This is a genomic window from Rhizobium sp. 25PS6 (genome assembly GCF_032464655.1).
Taxonomy (GTDB): Bacteria; Pseudomonadota; Alphaproteobacteria; order Rhizobiales; family Rhizobiaceae; genus Rhizobium; species Rhizobium laguerreae.
This window is the reverse complement of the sequence record NZ_JAWDIV010000005.1, coordinates 238,653-255,451: the sequence shown is the minus strand read 5'-3', so window position 1 is coordinate 255,451 and position 16,799 is coordinate 238,653. Positions and strand designations below refer to the sequence as shown.

The 16,799-nt window shown below is 62.3% G+C and carries 13 protein-coding genes; 9 read left to right on the top strand and 4 right to left on the bottom strand.

The features are described 5' to 3' along the window. Position 1: 1 nt before the first annotated feature. Positions 2-316: a hypothetical protein gene (locus RWK44_RS09820; RefSeq protein ID WP_077979126.1), complete on the bottom strand. Its 315-nt coding sequence runs from the start codon at positions 314-316 to the stop codon at positions 2-4. A gap of 47 nt (positions 317-363) precedes the next feature. Next, a complete protein-coding gene (locus RWK44_RS09815) occupies positions 364-1,272 on the bottom strand; it encodes a LysR family transcriptional regulator (protein ID WP_131639754.1) in 909 nt (302 codons plus the stop codon). Between the two features lie 119 nt (positions 1,273-1,391). Here RWK44_RS09815 and RWK44_RS09810 point away from each other — a divergent pair, with 119 nt between their 5' ends. Continuing rightward, positions 1,392-2,132 carry an SDR family oxidoreductase gene (locus RWK44_RS09810; RefSeq protein WP_131665229.1) on the top strand — a complete coding sequence of 247 codons (741 nt, stop codon included), beginning with the start codon at positions 1,392-1,394 and terminating at the stop codon, positions 2,130-2,132. Positions 2,133-2,212: 80 nt separating this feature from the next. Further along, positions 2,213-3,046 carry an SDR family NAD(P)-dependent oxidoreductase gene (locus tag RWK44_RS09805; protein ID WP_168284842.1) on the top strand — a complete coding sequence of 278 codons (834 nt, stop codon included), beginning with the start codon at positions 2,213-2,215 and terminating at the stop codon, positions 3,044-3,046. 282 nt (positions 3,047-3,328) lie between these two features. Here RWK44_RS09805 and RWK44_RS09800 read toward each other — a convergent pair whose 3' ends face one another. After that, complete coding sequence (locus RWK44_RS09800) at positions 3,329-4,240, bottom strand: LysR family transcriptional regulator (protein WP_020051371.1); 912 nt, start codon at positions 4,238-4,240, stop codon at positions 3,329-3,331. A gap of 164 nt (positions 4,241-4,404) precedes the next feature. On the opposite strand from RWK44_RS09800, the gene RWK44_RS09795 reads away from it, so the two are divergent. The 7 genes from RWK44_RS09795 to RWK44_RS09765 all read left to right on the top strand — a co-directional run bounded on the left by RWK44_RS09795 (position 4,405) and on the right by RWK44_RS09765 (position 15,837). Further along, a complete protein-coding gene (locus tag RWK44_RS09795) occupies positions 4,405-5,217 on the top strand; it encodes an alpha/beta hydrolase fold domain-containing protein (RefSeq protein WP_026265404.1) in 813 nt (270 codons plus the stop codon). A 46-nt stretch (positions 5,218-5,263) separates the two neighbouring features. After that, positions 5,264-6,454, top strand: coding sequence for an efflux RND transporter periplasmic adaptor subunit (locus tag RWK44_RS09790; RefSeq protein ID WP_168284843.1), 1,191 nt, complete (start codon positions 5,264-5,266; stop codon positions 6,452-6,454). 119 nt (positions 6,455-6,573) lie between these two features. After that, positions 6,574-9,774: an efflux RND transporter permease subunit gene (locus tag RWK44_RS09785; protein ID WP_131665227.1), complete on the top strand. Its 3,201-nt coding sequence runs from the start codon at positions 6,574-6,576 to the stop codon at positions 9,772-9,774. A gap of 203 nt (positions 9,775-9,977) precedes the next feature. After that, positions 9,978-10,889, top strand: a complete 912-nt coding sequence (locus RWK44_RS09780) for an NAD(P)-dependent oxidoreductase (protein WP_131665226.1) — start codon at positions 9,978-9,980, stop codon at positions 10,887-10,889. Beyond that, a complete protein-coding gene (locus RWK44_RS09775; RefSeq protein WP_131665225.1) occupies positions 10,886-12,670 on the top strand; it encodes an IlvD/Edd family dehydratase in 1,785 nt (594 codons plus the stop codon). Before RWK44_RS09780 ends, RWK44_RS09775 begins: the two co-directional genes overlap by 4 nt. 130 nt (positions 12,671-12,800) lie before the next feature. Further along, entirely contained in the window at positions 12,801-14,618 is a 1,818-nt protein-coding gene (locus tag RWK44_RS09770) for a putative bifunctional diguanylate cyclase/phosphodiesterase (RefSeq protein WP_131665224.1), read from the top strand. 370 nt (positions 14,619-14,988) lie between these two features. Beyond that, positions 14,989-15,837 (top strand): GNAT family N-acetyltransferase, encoded by an 849-nt coding sequence (locus RWK44_RS09765; protein WP_221953709.1) that lies wholly within the window; start codon positions 14,989-14,991, stop codon positions 15,835-15,837. A gap of 26 nt (positions 15,838-15,863) precedes the next feature. Here RWK44_RS09765 and RWK44_RS09760 read toward each other — a convergent pair whose 3' ends face one another. After that, on the bottom strand, positions 15,864-16,781 hold the full coding sequence (locus RWK44_RS09760) for a DMT family transporter (RefSeq protein WP_316028722.1): 918 nt from the start codon (positions 16,779-16,781) through the stop codon (positions 15,864-15,866). Positions 16,782-16,799 lie beyond the last annotated feature (18 nt).

The following is a 16,799-nucleotide window of genomic DNA, read 5'->3' as shown; positions in this document are numbered from 1 at the left end:
ATCAGCGGCCGGCATTCGGATCGCGCATCGGGATGGAGGGTGATGTGACCGAGACCGGGTCGCTCGCCGGGAAGGAATCTTCCAGCCCCTCCTCCAACTCTTCTTCGAGCAAAGCGGGATCCTTGCGGCGCGCGCCGTCGCTATGGGCAGGTTCGATTGCGGCGGCAAGCAGGGCTTTGGCCCGCAAGACGGCATTTTCCGAGGTCAACTCAGGCGTGCTCCGCAGCGTCACGGCAATGCTATCTTCGCCTTCGCCGCCGAATTCGACGACGAAGCCGTCTTCCGTCTGGTAGACGGTGATATCACTGAGTGCCATGACCGTTCTCCGAGGGCGCTCACATTAGCAATATAGTGAGATGCATTTTAGTGAAGCGCGTTTTCGGAATTTTGTCGAGCGAAGACCTTCACCAGCCAGTCGATGAAGACGCGCACGCGGGGCGAAAGCTGGCGGTTGCGGGGGTAGAGCAGGGAAACCGGTGTCGGGGTCAGCGGAAAATCCTGCAGTATCTGGACCAGCGTTCCCGCGGCAAGGTCTTCTTCGGCGTGATAGCGCGGGATCTGGATCATGCCGAGGCCCATCCTCGCCGCTGAAATATAGCTTTCGGCGGCGTTGACGGCGACGGTGGCGGGAATGGTGATGTCACGCACCGTGCCGCGGACGGTGAATTCGAGCGGCAGCAGGCTGCCGGTTCCGCTGGAGTGGAAGCCGACCATGCGATGGCCGGCAAGCCGGTCGGGATGCTGCGGCAGGCCGTGGCGGGCAATGTAGGCAGGTGAGGCGAGCGTCACCTCATCGAGCATGGCGACGTGCCGGGCGACCATGTCGCTATCTCCAGGCGTGCCGACGCGCAGCACGCAATCAATGCCTTCACGCACGAGATCGACCAGCCGATCGCCCTCGCTCATGTAGAATTCGATCTCCGGATAGGTCTCCAGGAAGGACGGCAGGCTCGGCAGCACGAAATGGCGGGCGAGCGTGCCGTGCACGTCGACGCGCAGCATGCCCTTCGGCTTGGCGCCTGCAAAGGCGCCTTCGGCTTCCTCAATATCGGCAAGGATCGACAGGCAGCGCTGGTAATAGGCCTCGCCGTCAAGCGTCGGGCTGACATGGCGTGTTGTGCGCTGGAGCAGGCGCACGCCGAGGCGGGCTTCCAGCCCCTTGACCGCATCGGTGACGGTCGAGCGCGGCAGACCGGTGTCTTCGGCGGCAAGCGTGAAGCTGCGGCGTTCCACGACACGGCAAAACACGCGCATGGCGTCAAATCTGTCCATCTGTTTGTTCGTCATTCCCGGATAGTGATGCGGGACAATGCCCGATTATCCGCAAAGGGAAAAGGCGCATCTTCTGCTCATCGAAAATGCGCTGCGGCGCAGAATGAAGGAGAAGGACAATGGCTTCCAACGAAAACAAGGTCGCATTGGTGACCGGCTCGTCCCGCGGCATCGGCGCAGCGGTCGCCGAGCGTCTCGCCAAGGACGGTTTCACCGTCGTCATCAATTATTCCGGCAATGCCGCTCCGGCCGAGGAACTGGCAAAGAAGATCGAGCAGGCCGGCGGCAAGGCGCTGACGGCGAAAGCCGATGTCAGCGACACCGAAGCCGTCCGCCGCATGTTCGATGCCGCGGAAACCGCTTTCGGCGGCGTCGATGTGCTCGTCAACAATGCCGGCATCATGATGCTCTCTGCGCTTGCCGAGGCCGATGACGCCAATTTCGATCGCCAGATCGGCGTCAATCTGAAGGGCACCTTCAATACGTTGCGCGAGGCAGCCAAGCGTCTGCGCAACGGCGGCCGGGTCGTCAACTTCTCGACATCCGTCGTCGGCCTGAAGCTCGAAACCTACGGCGTCTATGCCGCTACCAAGGCTGCCGTGGAAACGCTGACGGCGATCATGGCCAAGGAGATGCGTGGCCGCAACATCACAGTCAACGCCGTCGCGCCCGGTCCTGTCGCTACCGAGCTTTTCCTCAACGGCAAGTCGGACGAACTCATCGCCCGCACGGCGAAAATGAACCCGCTGGAGCGCCTCGGCACACCGGAAGATATCGCTTCTGCGGTTGCCTTCCTCGCCGGCCCGGCCGGCGGCTGGATCAACGGTCAGACGCTGCGCGCCAATGGCGGCGTGATCTGACGAGACCGGCGGCTTCCGGCCGCCGCTCATCCGAATTTTAATTCCTCAATCAGCCAACCGAATCCAGAAGGAATAGGATCATGAGCAAGCAAGTCATCGTCATCACCGGCGCTTCCAGCGGTTTCGGCGCTCTCACCGCCCGCGCGCTCGCCAAGGCCGGCCACACCGTCTATGCCGGCATGCGTGCCACCGAAGGCCGCAACGCTCCCGCCGTCGCCGATGCGTCGGTTGTATCAGGCATCGCCAAGATCATCGTCGAGGCAGGCCGCCTCCATGTCATCATTCACAATGCCGGCCATATGTCCTTCGGCCCGGCCGAAGCCTTCACGCCGGAACAGTTCGCCGAACTCTTCGACATCAACGTGCTCTCCAGCCAGCGCGTCAACCGCGCGGCACTCCCCTATCTGCGCAAACAGGGCAAGCGCCTGGTGGTCTGGGTATCGTCGTCGAGCAGCCGCGGCGGCACGCCTCCCTACCTCTCGCCCTATTTCGCCGCCAAGGCGGCGATGGATTCACTTGCCGTCTCCTATGCCGGCGAGCTTACCCGCTGGGGCATCGAGACCTCGATCATCGTGCCCGGCGCCTTCACCAAGGGTACCAATTTCGCCCATTCCGGCTCACCCGCCGATACGGCCCGCGCCGCCGAATACAATGAAGGGCCCTACAAGGGCGTGCCGGAACAGGCGCTGCAGGGCCTGGCAGCGCTCGAACCTGCCGACGCCGATGCCGGCGCGGTTGCCGCTGCCATCGTCGATGTCGTCGGCAAGCCGTTTGGCACCAGGCCGTTCCGCGTCCATATCGATCCGTCCGAGGATGGCGCGGAGATCGTCAACGGCGTTGCCGACCGTGTCCGGGCGGAATTGTTCCGCAGCATCGGTCTCGAGGACCTGCTGAAGCCGGCGGTCGGGAATTGAAACCCGGTCCGCCACCGCGCGCGGGAACAACCGAGCGGGGAACCATGGCCAAGCCATCATCGCAATTATGTGAACGTGATTGCGGAATTTTTCGTTACAATCCTATGGGGAGTGCGTATATCTGCTTTATCGCGAGGGAGTGGAATTCCCTGCCGCTCTCTTTGCGAACCTCCAGAGCCTGCCGCGCCCTTGCTACGGTGCGACAGGCTTGATGTTCAAAGTTATAGATTGCGGCCCGTCGAAGGTTTCCCCTGCCTTCCCGGGCCGTAGTTGTTCTGGCGCTCAACCGTCGTTCAGTTTCGCCTCTATCAGAAGCTTCACCAGCCAGTCGACGAAGACGCGCACCTTGTTGCTGAGGTGGCGGTTCGGCGGATAGACGACGTAGAGCGGTAGCGGATCGCGGCGCCAATCCGGCAGCACACGAATGAGTTCGCCCCTTGCCATCGGCTCGCGCGCCATGAAGATCGGCACCTGCGCGATGCCGAGGCCGGTCAGCGCCGCCGTTAGATAGGTGCGGCTATCGTTGACCGAGGCGATGTAACGCGGGCTGGTCTCGATCACCTCGTTGTGCCGGCGAAATTCGAAGGGCAGCGTCCGGTTGTTCTGGGCGCGAAAATAGTTGACGGTGTAATGATCGGCCTCCAGATCCTCGGGCCGCTCGGGCATGCCGAATTTCTGGATGTAGTCCGGCGCAGCGCAGGTGATCATCTCGACTTCGGAGACGCGCCGCGCAATCAGCGACTGGTCGGCCGGCGTGCCGGCCCGCAGCGCGCAATCGACATTTTCTGCAAGATAATCGACCGTGCGGTCGCCGACACCGAGATCGATACGGATATCGGGGTAACGCTGATAGAAATCGCAAAGTGCCGGAACGACGATCCAATCGGCGAAAGCGCCGGCCATCTCGACACGCAGCCGTCCGCTCGGCAAGCTCTGCGAATTGGAGAGGCTGCCATCGAGCTCCTCCAGTTCCGAAATGATCTGGGCGGCGCGTTCGTAATAAAGCGCGCCGTCCGTGGTCACCATGACCCGGCGCGTGGTCCGATTCAAAAGCTTGGTGCGCAGATGCGCTTCCAGGCCCTGGATGAGATTGGTCACCGTCGCCTTGGGCATGGCGAGCATGTCGGCGGCGCGGGTGAAATTGCCCGTCTCCACGACGCGGATGAAGACGCGCATTGCCGAGAGCTGGTCCATCGGTTTCAAGTCCGCAGTTTGCGTTGCACCATTGTTCGAGATCTGGAACAGTGTTATCGCGATATAGCTTCTTATTCCTTGATTGGAATAACAATATCTTTTTTATTCAAAATGCAAGCGGCAGCCGTTGTCTGCTTGTGACTGACGCAAAAGAGACCGGAACCATGTCGGTGGAATGGAAAGATATGATGCTGGATAAGGTGGCCATCGGCCCTGTTTCCGCACGTATCTACATGGGCGCCGATTATGGCAAGGGCCCGCCGATCGTGCTTTACCTGCACGGCGGGGCTTTTCTCGACAGCGACAAGGCGGCCGACCGGCCGGTGGCAATGAGCCTCGCCAAAGCCGGCGCCATCGTCGTCGACGCTGACTACAGCACGCTGTCCGGCAACATATTTCCGAAGGCGCTGGAAGTTTCCTTCTCAGTTTTTACCTACCTCGCCAACAAACGCGCCGGTCTTGGCGACCGAAAGTCGTTGCTCTTCGTCGCCGGCGAAGAGGCCGGCGGCAATGTCGCTGCCGGCGTCGCACTGAAGGCACGCGACCAGATGCCGGACGCGCTCGACGGTCAGGTCCTGATTTCGCCGCTGCTCGATCCCTTCATGGGCACGTCCTCGATCCGCAAGGCGGAAGCCATCGGCATGCGCCAGCGCTGGACGGAGGGCTGGAGCCACTATCTGAGCGGCGGCGGTTGCCACCCCTATGCGGCGCCTTGCCTCTGTTCGCGTATTTCAGGCGTCGCGCCGGCGCTGATATTTACCGCGGAGGATGATCCTCTGCACGACGAAACGATTGGTTACGGTGTCCGCCTGAAACAGGCCGGCGTCGGTGTGCGCCAGCATGTCCTTCCCGCCGGGACGGGCTGGCCCTCGATTTATGGTGGGAAATCCGACGGAGCGCCCGACTGGCAGGAAAACGTCAGCCGCCATTTCGGAAGCTTCCTTCGGGAGGTAAGCGTCCAACCGCAATTGCATTGAAGAAGACCTGATATTTCGGCGGCTTAGAGCCGCAAGGAGAGTACTGATGACGTCCAGAAGTAAGCGCTGGGCCCTGATGGGCGCCGGCATAGCCGTTATTGCGTCGATTTCCGGCGCTGCGTTGTTTTTCGAATTGCCGATGAGCACGACCGCCACGGCCGCTTCCGCCCCCGCGCAGGCTCCTGCTGTGCCGGTGACGGTTGCCGTCGTCGCGGCGCGCGACGTGACGGCCTGGGAAAGTTTCTCCGGCCGTCTCGAAGCGGTCGACCGGGTGCAGGTGCGTTCCCGCGTCGCCGGCGCCATCCTTTCGGTGGCCTTCCGCGAAGGGGCGCTGGTCAAGCAGGGCGACCTGCTCTTCACCATCGATCCGGCTCCCTACCAGGCGAGCGTGGCGCAGGCGCAGGGCCAGGTCGCTTCGGCTGAAGCCAAAGTCAGCTTGGCGCAGACCGAACTCGATCGCGGCCGCAGGCTTTCCGACAACCGCACCATCTCCCAGAGCGATCTCGATCAGCGCCAGAGCGCGCTGGCCGAGGCTCAGGCGGGGCTGCGTTCGGCGCAGGCCGCACTGCAGTCGGCTCAGCTCGATCTCGATTACACTGAGGTGCGGGCTCCGGTTTCCGGCCGCATCGGCAAGATCGAGGTGACTGCCGGTAACCTTGTTGCGGCCGGGTCGGCCTCGCCGGCGCTGACGACGCTCGTTTCGGTCGATCCGATCTATGCGAGCTTCAATGCCAGCGAAGAGATGGTGACGCGGGCGCTTGCCCAGCTTCCGCAGACGGACAGCGCCCTGCCTCCCGTCGAGCAGATCCCTGTCGAGGTCGGCACGCTGACCGACAGCGGCACGCCGATCAAGGGCAAGCTGCAACTGATCGACAACGAGGTCGATGCATCAAGCGGCACGATCGGCGTTCGCGCCGTCTTCGATAATCCGGGCGGGCGTCTCATCTCCGGCCAGTTCGTGCGGGTGCGCATGGGCCAGCCGAAGGCCGAGAACAAGATCGTCATCAGTGACCGCGCCGTCGGCACGGATCAGGACAAGAAGTTCGTCTTCGTCGTCGATGGCGAGAACAAGGTCGCCTATCGGCAGGTTCAGCTCGGCACAGTGGCTGACGGTCAGCGGGTGGTCGATGGCGGCCTGAACGTCGGCGAGAAGATCGTCGTCAACGGTCTGCAGCGCATCCGTCCAGGCGCAGTCGTCGTGCCTCAGATGGAAGAAAAGGTCGCGACCGCGCAGTAAAGACTTTCGCCTTCCCCCGAGGGGGAGGGCCAATACTTGAAATGATATGACCCGCCGGCGGCTGCCAAACCGCCGGAGAGGGACTTTGCATCCATGTTCACCCCGGAGAGGGCTTTGATATGAACATCTCCAGATTCTTTGTCGACCGCCCGGTCTTTGCCGGCGTTCTTTCGGTCCTCATCCTGGTTGCCGGCCTGATCGGCCTGCGCGCGCTGCCGATTTCCGAATATCCGGAGGTCGTGCCGCCGTCGATCGTCGTGCGCGCTACCTATCCCGGCGCCAACCCAAGCGTCATCGCCGAAACGGTGGCGACGCCGCTCGAAGAGCAGATCAACGGCGTCGAAGGCATGCTCTATATGGCCAGCCAGGCGACATCGGACGGCGTGCTCAACGTCACCGTTACCTTCAAGCTCGGCACCGACCCCGACAAGGCGCAGCAGCTCGTGCAGAACCGCGTTTCACAGGCCGAACCGCGCCTGCCGGCGGAAGTCCGTTCGCTCGGCATCACGACAGTCAAGAGCTCGCCCAACTTCATCATGGTCGTCAATCTCGTCTCCGACGGGAACAATCACGACATCACCTATCTTCGCAATTATGCGACCCTGAACGTCAAGGATCGGCTCGCCCGCATCGCAGGCGTCGGTCAGGTGCAGGTCTTCGGCGCCGGCGACTATTCCATGCGTGTCTGGATCGACCCGCAGAAGGCCGCCGAGCACAATCTTGCCGCCAGCGACATCAGCAGTGCGATCAGTTCCCAGAACATCCAGGCCGCCGCCGGTATCATCGGCGCATCGCCGAGCCAGCCCGGTGTGGACCTGCAGCTCAACGTCAATGCCCAGGGCCGCCTGCGCACGCCCGAAGAGTTCGGCAACATCATCGTCAAGACGGGCGCCAATGGCGAGATCACCCGCCTTCGCGATGTCGCCCGCATCGAGCTCGGTGCTGCGGACTACACGCTGCGTTCGCTGCTCGACGGCAAGCCGGCCGTCGCCGTCGCCGTTCTTCAGGCGCCGGGTTCGAACGCGATCGAGATCGCGGACAATGTCAACGCGACCATGGATCAGCTGCAGCTCGCCATGCCTGAGGGCGTCAAATACGAGATCGTCTACGATACGACGAAATTCGTGCGGGCCTCGATCGAGAAGGTCATCGACACGCTGCTCGAAGCCATCGCGCTCGTCGTCCTCGTCGTCATCCTGTTCCTGCAGACGTGGCGCGCCTCGATCATCCCGCTGATCGCCGTTCCTGTCTCGATCATCGGCACTTTCGCGGTGATGTATGTCTTCGGCTTCTCGATCAACGCGCTCAGTCTGTTCGGACTGGTGCTTGCGATCGGTATCGTCGTCGACGACGCGATCGTGGTGGTCGAAAACGTCGAGCGCAATATCGAGGAAGGCCTGTCGCCGCGGGCTGCCACCTACAAGGCTATGAAGGAAGTCTCCGGTCCGATCGTCGCGATTGCGCTGGTGCTCGTTGCGGTCTTCGTGCCGCTCGCCTTCATCTCCGGCCTGTCGGGTCAGTTCTACCGCCAGTTCGCGCTGACTATCGCGATTTCGACCGTCATCTCGGCCTTCAACTCGCTCACGCTGTCTCCGGCGCTGGCAGCCCTTCTCCTGAAGAGCCATGATCAGCCGAAGGATTGGCTGACGCGGTTCATGGACGCTATCTTCGGTTGGTTTTTCCGGGGCTTCAACCGTGTCTTCGGCGCGGGCTCGAATGCCTACGGCAAGGGCGTCGGCGGGCTGTTGTCGCGCAAGAGCATCGTCATGGTGATCTATCTGGCGCTGGTCGGTGCGACCTACAGCCTGTTCAGCACGGTCCCCGGCGGCTTCGTGCCGTCGCAGGACAAGCAGTATCTGATTGGCTTTGCCCAGTTGCCGGATGCCGCAAGCCTCGACCGCACGGAAGACGTCATCAAGCGCATGACCGACATCGCGCTGGCGCAGCCGGGCGTTGCCAATGCGATTGCTTTCCCGGGCCTGTCGATCAACGGCTTCACCAACTCCTCGAATGCCGGCATCGTCTTCGTGACACTGAAGGACTTCGAAGAGCGCAAGACGCCTGATCTCTCGGGCGGCGCAATCGCCATGGCGCTGAACCAGAAGTTCGGCGTCATCCAGGATGCCTTCATCGCCATGTTCCCGCCACCGCCGGTCAATGGTCTCGGCACGACGGGCGGTTTCAAGCTACAGATCGAGGATCGTGCTGGCCTCGGCAACCAGGCGCTCGACGAGGCGACCAAGGCCGTGCTTGCAAAAGCCTATCAGGCGCCTGAGCTCGCCGGACTGTTCTCCAGCTTCCAGATCAACGTGCCGCAGCTCTATGCCGATCTCGACCGTGCCAAGGCCGAGCAGCTCGGGGTTTCCGTCACCGACGTCTTCCAGACGCTGCAGATCTACCTCGGTTCGCTCTATGTGAACGACTTCAACGCCTTCGGCCGCACCTACAGCGTCCGTGTGCAGGCCGATGCGAAATTCCGTGCCCAGCCGGAAGATATCGGCCAGTTGAAGGTCCGGTCGGCATCGGGTGAGATGATCCCGCTTTCGGCCCTCTTGAAGGTGGAACCGAGCACCGGTCCGGAACGCGCGAACCGCTACAACGGCTTCCTTGCCGCCGATATCAACGGCGGTCCGGCACCGGGCTTCTCGTCGGGTCAGGCGCAGGCGGCAATCGAGAAGATCCTTCACGAGACCCTGCCTGCGGGCATCGACTTCGAATGGACGGATCTGACCTATCAGCAGATCCTGGCCGGCAATTCGAGCATCGTCGTCTTCCCCCTGGCACTGTTGCTCGTCTTCCTCGTATTGGCCGCCCAGTATGAAAGCCTGACGCTGCCGCTTGCGATCATCATGATCGTGCCGATGGGCGTGCTGGCCGCGCTGACCGGCGTTTGGCTCACCGGTGGAGACAACAACATCTTCACCCAGATCGGTCTTGTGGTGCTTGTTGGTCTATCGGCGAAGAACGCCATCCTTATCGTGGAATTCGCCCGCGAACTGGAGTTCGAGGGAAGAACACCGCGGGAGGCCGCGATCGAGGCCAGCCGCCTTCGCCTTCGCCCGATCCTCATGACCTCCCTTGCCTTCATCATGGGTGTCGTGCCGCTCGTCGTCTCCACCGGCGCCGGCGCGGAAATGCGTGCGGCCATGGGTGTCGCGGTCTTCTCGGGCATGATCGGCGTGACCTTCTTCGGCATCTTCATGACGCCGGTGTTCTATGTGCTGCTGCGGCGGCTGACGGGCAACCGTCCGCTCATCCAGCACAAGCCGGACGAACACAAGGAAGAAGAGGCGGAGGTCATCCGGCTCGCGGCGGAATAAACGGAATTCAACCTTCCTTTGTCGGGTAAATCGGGCGGGAACTTCGGTTCTCGCCCGTATCGTTTTCAGGGCATGAGGCGAAGTGTGCGCGGCCTTCGGACAACCCGCCAGGGCATGTGACAAAAATGCGTTACGTCCGTCAAAACGGTTTGCAACGATGGGCGAGGGGACTATCAAAGACGGACAACAGTTGGGAGGACTGAATGACGAATTCGAGAGACGGCCATGACGGCAGGCGGATCGCCTTTCTCGGTACCGGCCTGATGGGCGCGCCGATGGCTCGCCGGCTGCTTGGCGCGGGCTTTGCCGTCACCGTCTGGAATCGCGACCCCGGCAAGGCCGAGCCGCTTGCAGGAGACGGCGCAATCTGCGCGAAAACACCGGCGGATGCCGTTTCCGGCGCAGACGTCGTCATCACCATGCTCACCAACGCCGAGGCGGTGAAGGACGTCTTGTTCGACCGCGGAGCGGCCGATGCGACGACGTCTGGCACAACCGTCATCGACATGAGTTCGATCGCCCCGCATTTCGCCCGCGACCATTCGGCGAGGCTTGCCGAATGCGGCGTCGATCACGTCGATGCGCCGGTATCAGGCGGCGTCGTCGGGGCGGAAGCGGGTACGCTTGCGATCATGGCGGGCGGTGACAGGGGAGTGATCGACGGGCTTGCAGATGTCTTTGCGCCGATGGGGCGTGTGACCCGCGTCGGTCCAAGCGGGGCGGGCCAGCTTGCCAAACTTGCCAACCAGCAGATCGTCGCGGTGACGATCGGCGCCGTCGCCGAAGCGATGATGCTGATCGAAGCGGGCGGCGGCTCGCAGGCGGCCTTTCGGGACGCCATTCGCGGCGGCTTTGCCGAGAGCCGTATCCTTGAGCTGCACGGCAAGCGCATGGTCGAGCGGCAGTTTACGCCAGGCGGTTCGTCCAGCAACCAGCTGAAGGATCTGAACGCCGCCCTGGAGACGGCCAAGATCCTGTCGTTGACGCTGCCGCTGACTGCGGCGGTACATGCCGAATTCAGCGAATTCGTCGCCAATGGCAATGGCGAAAAGGATCACAGCGGCCTGCTCCTCCATCTTGAAGAGAAGAATGCTCGGCCGGGAGGAAAGACGTGACGGACAGCAATTCGCCGAAGCGGCGCCTACGTTCGCAGGATTGGTTCGACAATCCCGATCATATCGACATGGCAGCGCTCTATCTTGAGCGCTTCATGAATTACGGCATCACGCCGGAAGAGCTGCGCTCCGGCAAGCCGATCATCGGGATTGCCCAGAGCGGCAGTGATCTTACGCCCTGCAACAGGGTGCATATTGAGCTTGCCAAACGCGTGCGCGACGGCATTCGCGATGCCGGCGGCATTCCGATCGAGTTTCCGACGCATCCGATCTTTGAGAATTGCAAGCGCCCGACAGCCGCTCTCGACCGCAATCTCGCCTATCTCGGCCTCGTCGAAATCCTCTACGGCTATCCGCTCGACGGTGTCGTGCTGACCACCGGCTGCGACAAGACCACGCCGTCGGCGATCATGGCGGCTTCGACGGTCGATATCCCGGCGATCGTGCTCTCCGGCGGCCCGATGCTCGACGGTTGGCACGAGGGGGAGCTGGCGGGCTCCGGCACGGTGATCTGGCGGATGCGGCGGAAATATGCCGCAGGCGAGATCGATCGGGAGGAGTTCCTGCAGGCGGCGCTCGATTCTGCGCCTTCCGTCGGCCACTGCAATACGATGGGCACGGCTTCGACGATGAATGCGCTGGCCGAGGCACTCGGCCTTTCGCTGACCGGCTGTGGCGCCATTCCGGCCGCTTACCGCGAACGCGGCCAGATGGCCTATCGCACCGGGCGACGCGCCGTCGAAATCGTCTTCGAGGATCTGAAGCCGTCGGATATCCTGACGCGTGAGGCTTTCCTGAATGCGATCCGCACCAATTCGGCGATCGGCGGCTCGACCAACGCGCAGCCGCATCTGGCCGCGATGGCGAAGCACGCCGGCGTCGAACTCTATCCCGACGACTGGCAGGTATATGGTTTCGATATCCCGCTGCTGGCCAATGTCCAGCCTGCGGGCGCCTATCTCGGCGAGCGCTTTCATCGCGCCGGCGGCACGCCGGCGATCATGTGGGAACTGCTGCAGGCCGGAAAGCTCGACGGCAACTGTCGCACGGTGACGGGCAGGACGATGGCCGAGAACCTGGAGGGCAAGGAAGCGCGCGACCGCGAGGTTATCACGCCGTTCGCTGAGCCGCTGAAGGAGCGGGCGGGCTTCCTCGTTCTCAAGGGCAATCTCTTCGATTTCGCGATCATGAAGATGAGCGTGGTCTCGGAGGATTTCCGCCGGCGCTATCTTGAGGAACCCGGGCGCGAAGGCGTCTTCGAGGGCAGGGCGGTGGTCTTCGATGGTTCCGAGGACTATCACAAACGCATCAACGATCCCGAACTCGGCATCGACGAAAATACCATCCTTGTCATCCGCGGCGCCGGGCCGATCGGCTGGCCGGGTTCGGCTGAGGTCGTCAACATGCAGCCGCCGGATCATCTCCTGAAGCGCGGCATCCACAGCCTGCCGACGATCGGCGACGGCCGCCAATCGGGCACGGCGGACAGTCCCTCGATCCTCAACGCCTCGCCGGAAAGCGCAGCCGGTGGCGGCCTCGCCTGGCTTCGTACCGGCGATATCATCCGCATCGACTTCAACCACGGGCGCTGCGACATGTTGGTCGAGGACGCCGAGATCGAACGGCGCAAGGGCGATGGCATCCCGCCGGTGCCGGCGGATGCGACGCCGTGGCAGCAGATCTACCGCCGCTCGGTGACGCAATTGTCGGACGGCGCGGTGCTGGAGGGTGCGACGGAATTCCGCCAGATCGCAAAGAACCCGCCGCGGCACAACCACTGATCTTGAAGCTGCCGCAGACTGCAAGTCCTTTGATCCAAAAGGGGAAGTCGTAACGAACAGTTCACCTAGTCACTAGTTCGGTCATCAGGACAAGGCTTCATTAATGCCGGCTTGAGACCATATTGCCGTTATGCAAGCTTGTAAGGCTGGGACCGCGTTGCCAGAGAACAAAGCCACACGATCCGAACGAGAGTTTCAGGATCTTCTGCGTCGGCTCGAACTCGCTCTCGATGCATCCCGGATCGGTGTCTGGGAGCACAGCATCGAGCAGGGCGGGATCTTGTGGGATGCGCAGATGCATCGTCTCTACGAGACCGGCGAGACCTGCCGGTTGGTGCCAGCATCGCTTTGGTCGAACGCCATCCATCCCGATGATCGCGAGCGGGCCGAAGGCGACTTCGAGCAGGCGATCGGGACGCGCGGCGCCTATAACTCACAATTCCGGATCATATTGCCCAGCGGCGAAATCCGCCATCTGCGTTCGCGCGCGCATTTCTATGTCGATGCGGAGGGTCTGCCCTCCTTCATCGGCGCCGAATGGGATGTGACGGCCGACGTCCTGCTCAACGCGGAACTCGCGCGGCAGAAGGTGGTGGCCGAGGCGAGGGCGCTGGCGCTGGAGGAAAGCAATGCGCGCATCGAGCATGTCGCCGATCACGACTATCTTACCAGCTTGCCGAACCGGCGCCTTCTCGACAAGCGGCTGGCAGAGCTGCCGGTCGACAAAAGCATCACGACGCTTGGCGTGCTGCATCTCGACCTCGACCAGTTCAAGCAGATCAACGACAGCCACGGTCATGCGGCAGGCGATGCCGTGCTCAGGGCCGCGGCCCTTCGCATCACTGCCGCCATTCCTGCGAATGGCATGGTCGCCCGTGTCGGCGGCGATGAATTCGTCATCGTGCTGGTCAATTTCACCGATCTCGCAGAGCTGAAGCAGATCACCGAGGATGTCCAGCGCCGGCTGCGGAAGAAGATCCGCTTCGGCCAGGAGATGCTGCCGTCCGGCGCCTCGATCGGCGTTTCCTGGAGCGGCGATCGGCGGGCGCGCAACCTGCTGGCCGAATCCGACCTGGCGCTCTACCAGGCCAAGAAGCTCGGGCGCAACCGCGTCGAATTCTTTACACGGCAATTGCAGGAGGATCTGCGCTCCAAGCGTCGCCTCGCCGAAGAGCTGAAGCTCGGACTGGAGCGCGGCGAGATCATTCCCTATTATCAGGTGCAGCTCGACGCGCGGACGCGGGAGGTCATCGGCTTCGAGGCGCTGGCGCGCTGGAAACATCCGGAGAGGGGTGTGCTCACCCCGGGGGTATTCCTGAAGATCGCCAATGAGCACGGGCTTGCGGCGGAGATCGACGCGGCGATCCTCAAAGGCGTTCTCGAAGACCGGCTGTTCTGGCTGCTGCGCGGCCTTGCGGTTCCGCGCATCGCCGTCAATATCTCGGCGTCGCGACTTGCCGATCCGGCGTTGCTCGACAAGCTGAGGAAACTCGACATTCCGCCCGGCGTGATCGTCTTCGAACTGGTCGAGACGATTTTCCTCGACGACATCGACGAAAAACTGCTCGATCATATCGGCGATATCAAACAGATGGGCATCGACATCGAGATCGACGACTTCGGATCCGGCCATGCTTCACTCATCGGTCTCGTCAAGCTGCGGCCAAAGCGGCTGAAGATCGACCGGCAGCTCGTCAAAGAGGTCGTCACCTCCGCCGAGCAGCGGCGCGTGGTGGGTTCAATCGTGGAAATCGCCAAGGCACTCGATGTCGAGGTGATCGCCGAGGGTATCGAGACCGAGGCGCATGCCGTCGTGCTGGCGCAGCTCGGCTGCGACGGCCTGCAGGGTTATGCGTTCGGTTTTCCCGCACCGGCGGCCGAGACAGACCGTCTTTTCTCATCGATAACGAGCCGAATCGAAAAGCAGAAGGCCGCGATGAGCAGTTGAACGGCCGGTGATCCTTCCGCGGGCGACTGTCGTCGCTCCCGGTTTTTTGCTGCGTCGTGGAGGTGATTTCGGACGAATGCTTCTCTCGTCTTTCAAATTGGCGGGGCGGCATCTTTTCGGCGCGGCTTTTTATTCGCATCGGCTGGAAGATAATTGAGGCCCAAGTAATTTTCTTGAGCTTGCAACGGCATTGTTTCATGGTAATGCGGAAACGAAGCTTTCTGTATTGCATCGAAAAATGATTATACGCGTCGTCAAGTCCATGAGCGCGGCTCTCCATCGTTCGCAGGTGCAATCGGGAGCTGGGGCCTGACAATTGCTTTGCCGTTGCCAGGATGGACTTGCGGGACATTCAATCTGGGAAAGTTGCATGAATTCGGAATTTGCCGTTCGTTCGATGCGGCCCGGCGAACTGGAACTCGTGCTCGAATGGGCGCGTCAGGAAGGCTGGAACCCTGGTCTCGACGATTCGCTTGCATTCAACGAGGCTGATCCGTCGGGATTTTTCGTCGGCTCCATCGGTGAAGTCCCCGTCGGCTCGATCTCGGTCGTCAAATACGGCGATATTTTCGCCTTCCTGGGCCTCTACATCGTCCATCCCGATTTTCGTGGCAAGGGTTATGGCAAGGCGATCTGGGCGGCGGGCATTGCCAGCGCGGGAGACCGCACGATCGGTCTCGACGGCGTCGCCGCACAGCAGGACAACTACCGCAAGGCCGGCTTCGAACCTGCCTATTCCACCATTCGTTACGGCGGTGTCGCTACTTCCTTGCCTGTCTCGACGCTTGTCGCGCAACCGGTGCTGGATTCACGCCTCGAAGGCCTGCAGCGATATGATTCGGCGATCTTTCCGCAGCCGCGGGATGCTTTTCTCGCTGCCTGGTGCACCGCCCGCAAGGGCCGTCGTTCGGCGGTGGTGCGCAAGAGCCACAAGATCCGCGGTTACGGCACGATCCGCCGCTGCTACGAGGGCTACAAGGTCGGCCCGCTCTTTGCCAACGATGCCGACAGCGCCGCGGCGCTGCTTGCCGAATTGATCCCCGAGGCGAAGGGAGCCGCGGTCTTCATCGACATTCCCGCAGAGAACCACGAGGCGGTCGCGCTTGCCGAAGGCATCGGCCTTCAACCGGTGTTCGAGACGACACGCATGTATCGCGGACCGGCACCGGCCATCCCGCTGAAGCACGTCTTCGGCGTGACGACGCTGGAGCTTGGTTAGAGGCCTTTCCTGACCAGGAAAAGGTTTTAATCCATGGGTGAGGCGGGCACGGTCGGCGACGAAGCTTTCGGACGGCCCTTTTCGGCGATGGCGATGCCCCCCAAGGTCAGCACCAGTGCGATCACATGGAAGGACTGCAGTCTCTCGCCGATCAGGGCGACGGAAAGCAGCGTTCCGAACACCGGCACGAGATTGATGAAGAGGCCGGCGCGGTTGGCGCCGATTGCCACGACGCCCTTGATATAGAGGATCTGCGCCACCAGCGACGGGAAGATCGCCGTGTAGAGAGTGATGACCCAGCCGGCCTGGTCCGGCCACTGCGCGGCACCCCGGCCGGCTTCCCAGAGGAGCAGCGGCAGCGAGGTCAGCATGGCGCCGAGCGCCGGGACCGCCATCAGCGTGCGCCAGTCGAGCGGCGGCTTCCAGCGCAGGAAGATCGTGTAGACCGAATAGGCGGCAATGGCGATCAGCATCAGCCCGTCGCCGCGGTTGAGGCTGAGTTGCAGCAGCGTAGCGAGGTCGCCATGTGCGGCGGTCAGAGCGACGCCGATCAGCGTCATCCCGAAACCGAGACATTGCGCCAGCGAGATGCCAGTACGGAAGAACATGAAATTCAGCAGGAAGATCAGCATCGGGATGCCGGCCTGCTCGATGGCGACGTTGATCGCCGTCGTATATTGCACGGCCGAATAAAGCATGGCGTTGAAAAGGGTGTAGCCGATGACGCCGTAAAAGAGGAGCAGCGGCAGGTTCTTCCTGACTACCGGCCAGTCCTTCCGCAACTGCGGTACTGAAATCACGGCGATCATCGCGACGGCGAGGAACCAGCGCAGGAAGGTCAGCATCATCGGGCTGATATGCCCGAGCGCGAGTTTGCCGGCGACGGAGTTGCCGCCCCAGCAGAGGGTGGCGATAACGAGGCAGATATAGGCCGTGGCTTGCAAGAGCGTTCTTCCCGTCTT

Bases quoted from the DNA above. Each gene is read 5' to 3' on its own strand.
- RWK44_RS09820 (WP_077979126.1), bottom strand. From the start codon at position 316: ATGGCACTCAGTGATATCACCGTCTACCAGACGGAAGACGGCTTCGTC.
- RWK44_RS09815 (WP_131639754.1), bottom strand. From the start codon at position 1,272: ATGGACAGATTTGACGCCATGCGCGTGTTTTGCCGTGTCGTGGAACGC.
- RWK44_RS09810 (WP_131665229.1), top strand. From the start codon at position 1,392: ATGGCTTCCAACGAAAACAAGGTCGCATTGGTGACCGGCTCGTCCCGC.
- RWK44_RS09805 (WP_168284842.1), top strand. From the start codon at position 2,213: ATGAGCAAGCAAGTCATCGTCATCACCGGCGCTTCCAGCGGTTTCGGC.
- RWK44_RS09800 (WP_020051371.1), bottom strand. From the start codon at position 4,240: ATGGACCAGCTCTCGGCAATGCGCGTCTTCATCCGCGTCGTGGAGACG.
- RWK44_RS09795 (WP_026265404.1), top strand. From the start codon at position 4,405: ATGTCGGTGGAATGGAAAGATATGATGCTGGATAAGGTGGCCATCGGC.
- RWK44_RS09790 (WP_168284843.1), top strand. From the start codon at position 5,264: ATGACGTCCAGAAGTAAGCGCTGGGCCCTGATGGGCGCCGGCATAGCC.
- RWK44_RS09785 (WP_131665227.1), top strand. From the start codon at position 6,574: ATGAACATCTCCAGATTCTTTGTCGACCGCCCGGTCTTTGCCGGCGTT.
- RWK44_RS09780 (WP_131665226.1), top strand. From the start codon at position 9,978: ATGACGAATTCGAGAGACGGCCATGACGGCAGGCGGATCGCCTTTCTC.
- RWK44_RS09770 (WP_131665224.1), top strand. From the start codon at position 12,801: ATGCAAGCTTGTAAGGCTGGGACCGCGTTGCCAGAGAACAAAGCCACA.
- RWK44_RS09765 (WP_221953709.1), top strand. From the start codon at position 14,989: ATGAATTCGGAATTTGCCGTTCGTTCGATGCGGCCCGGCGAACTGGAA.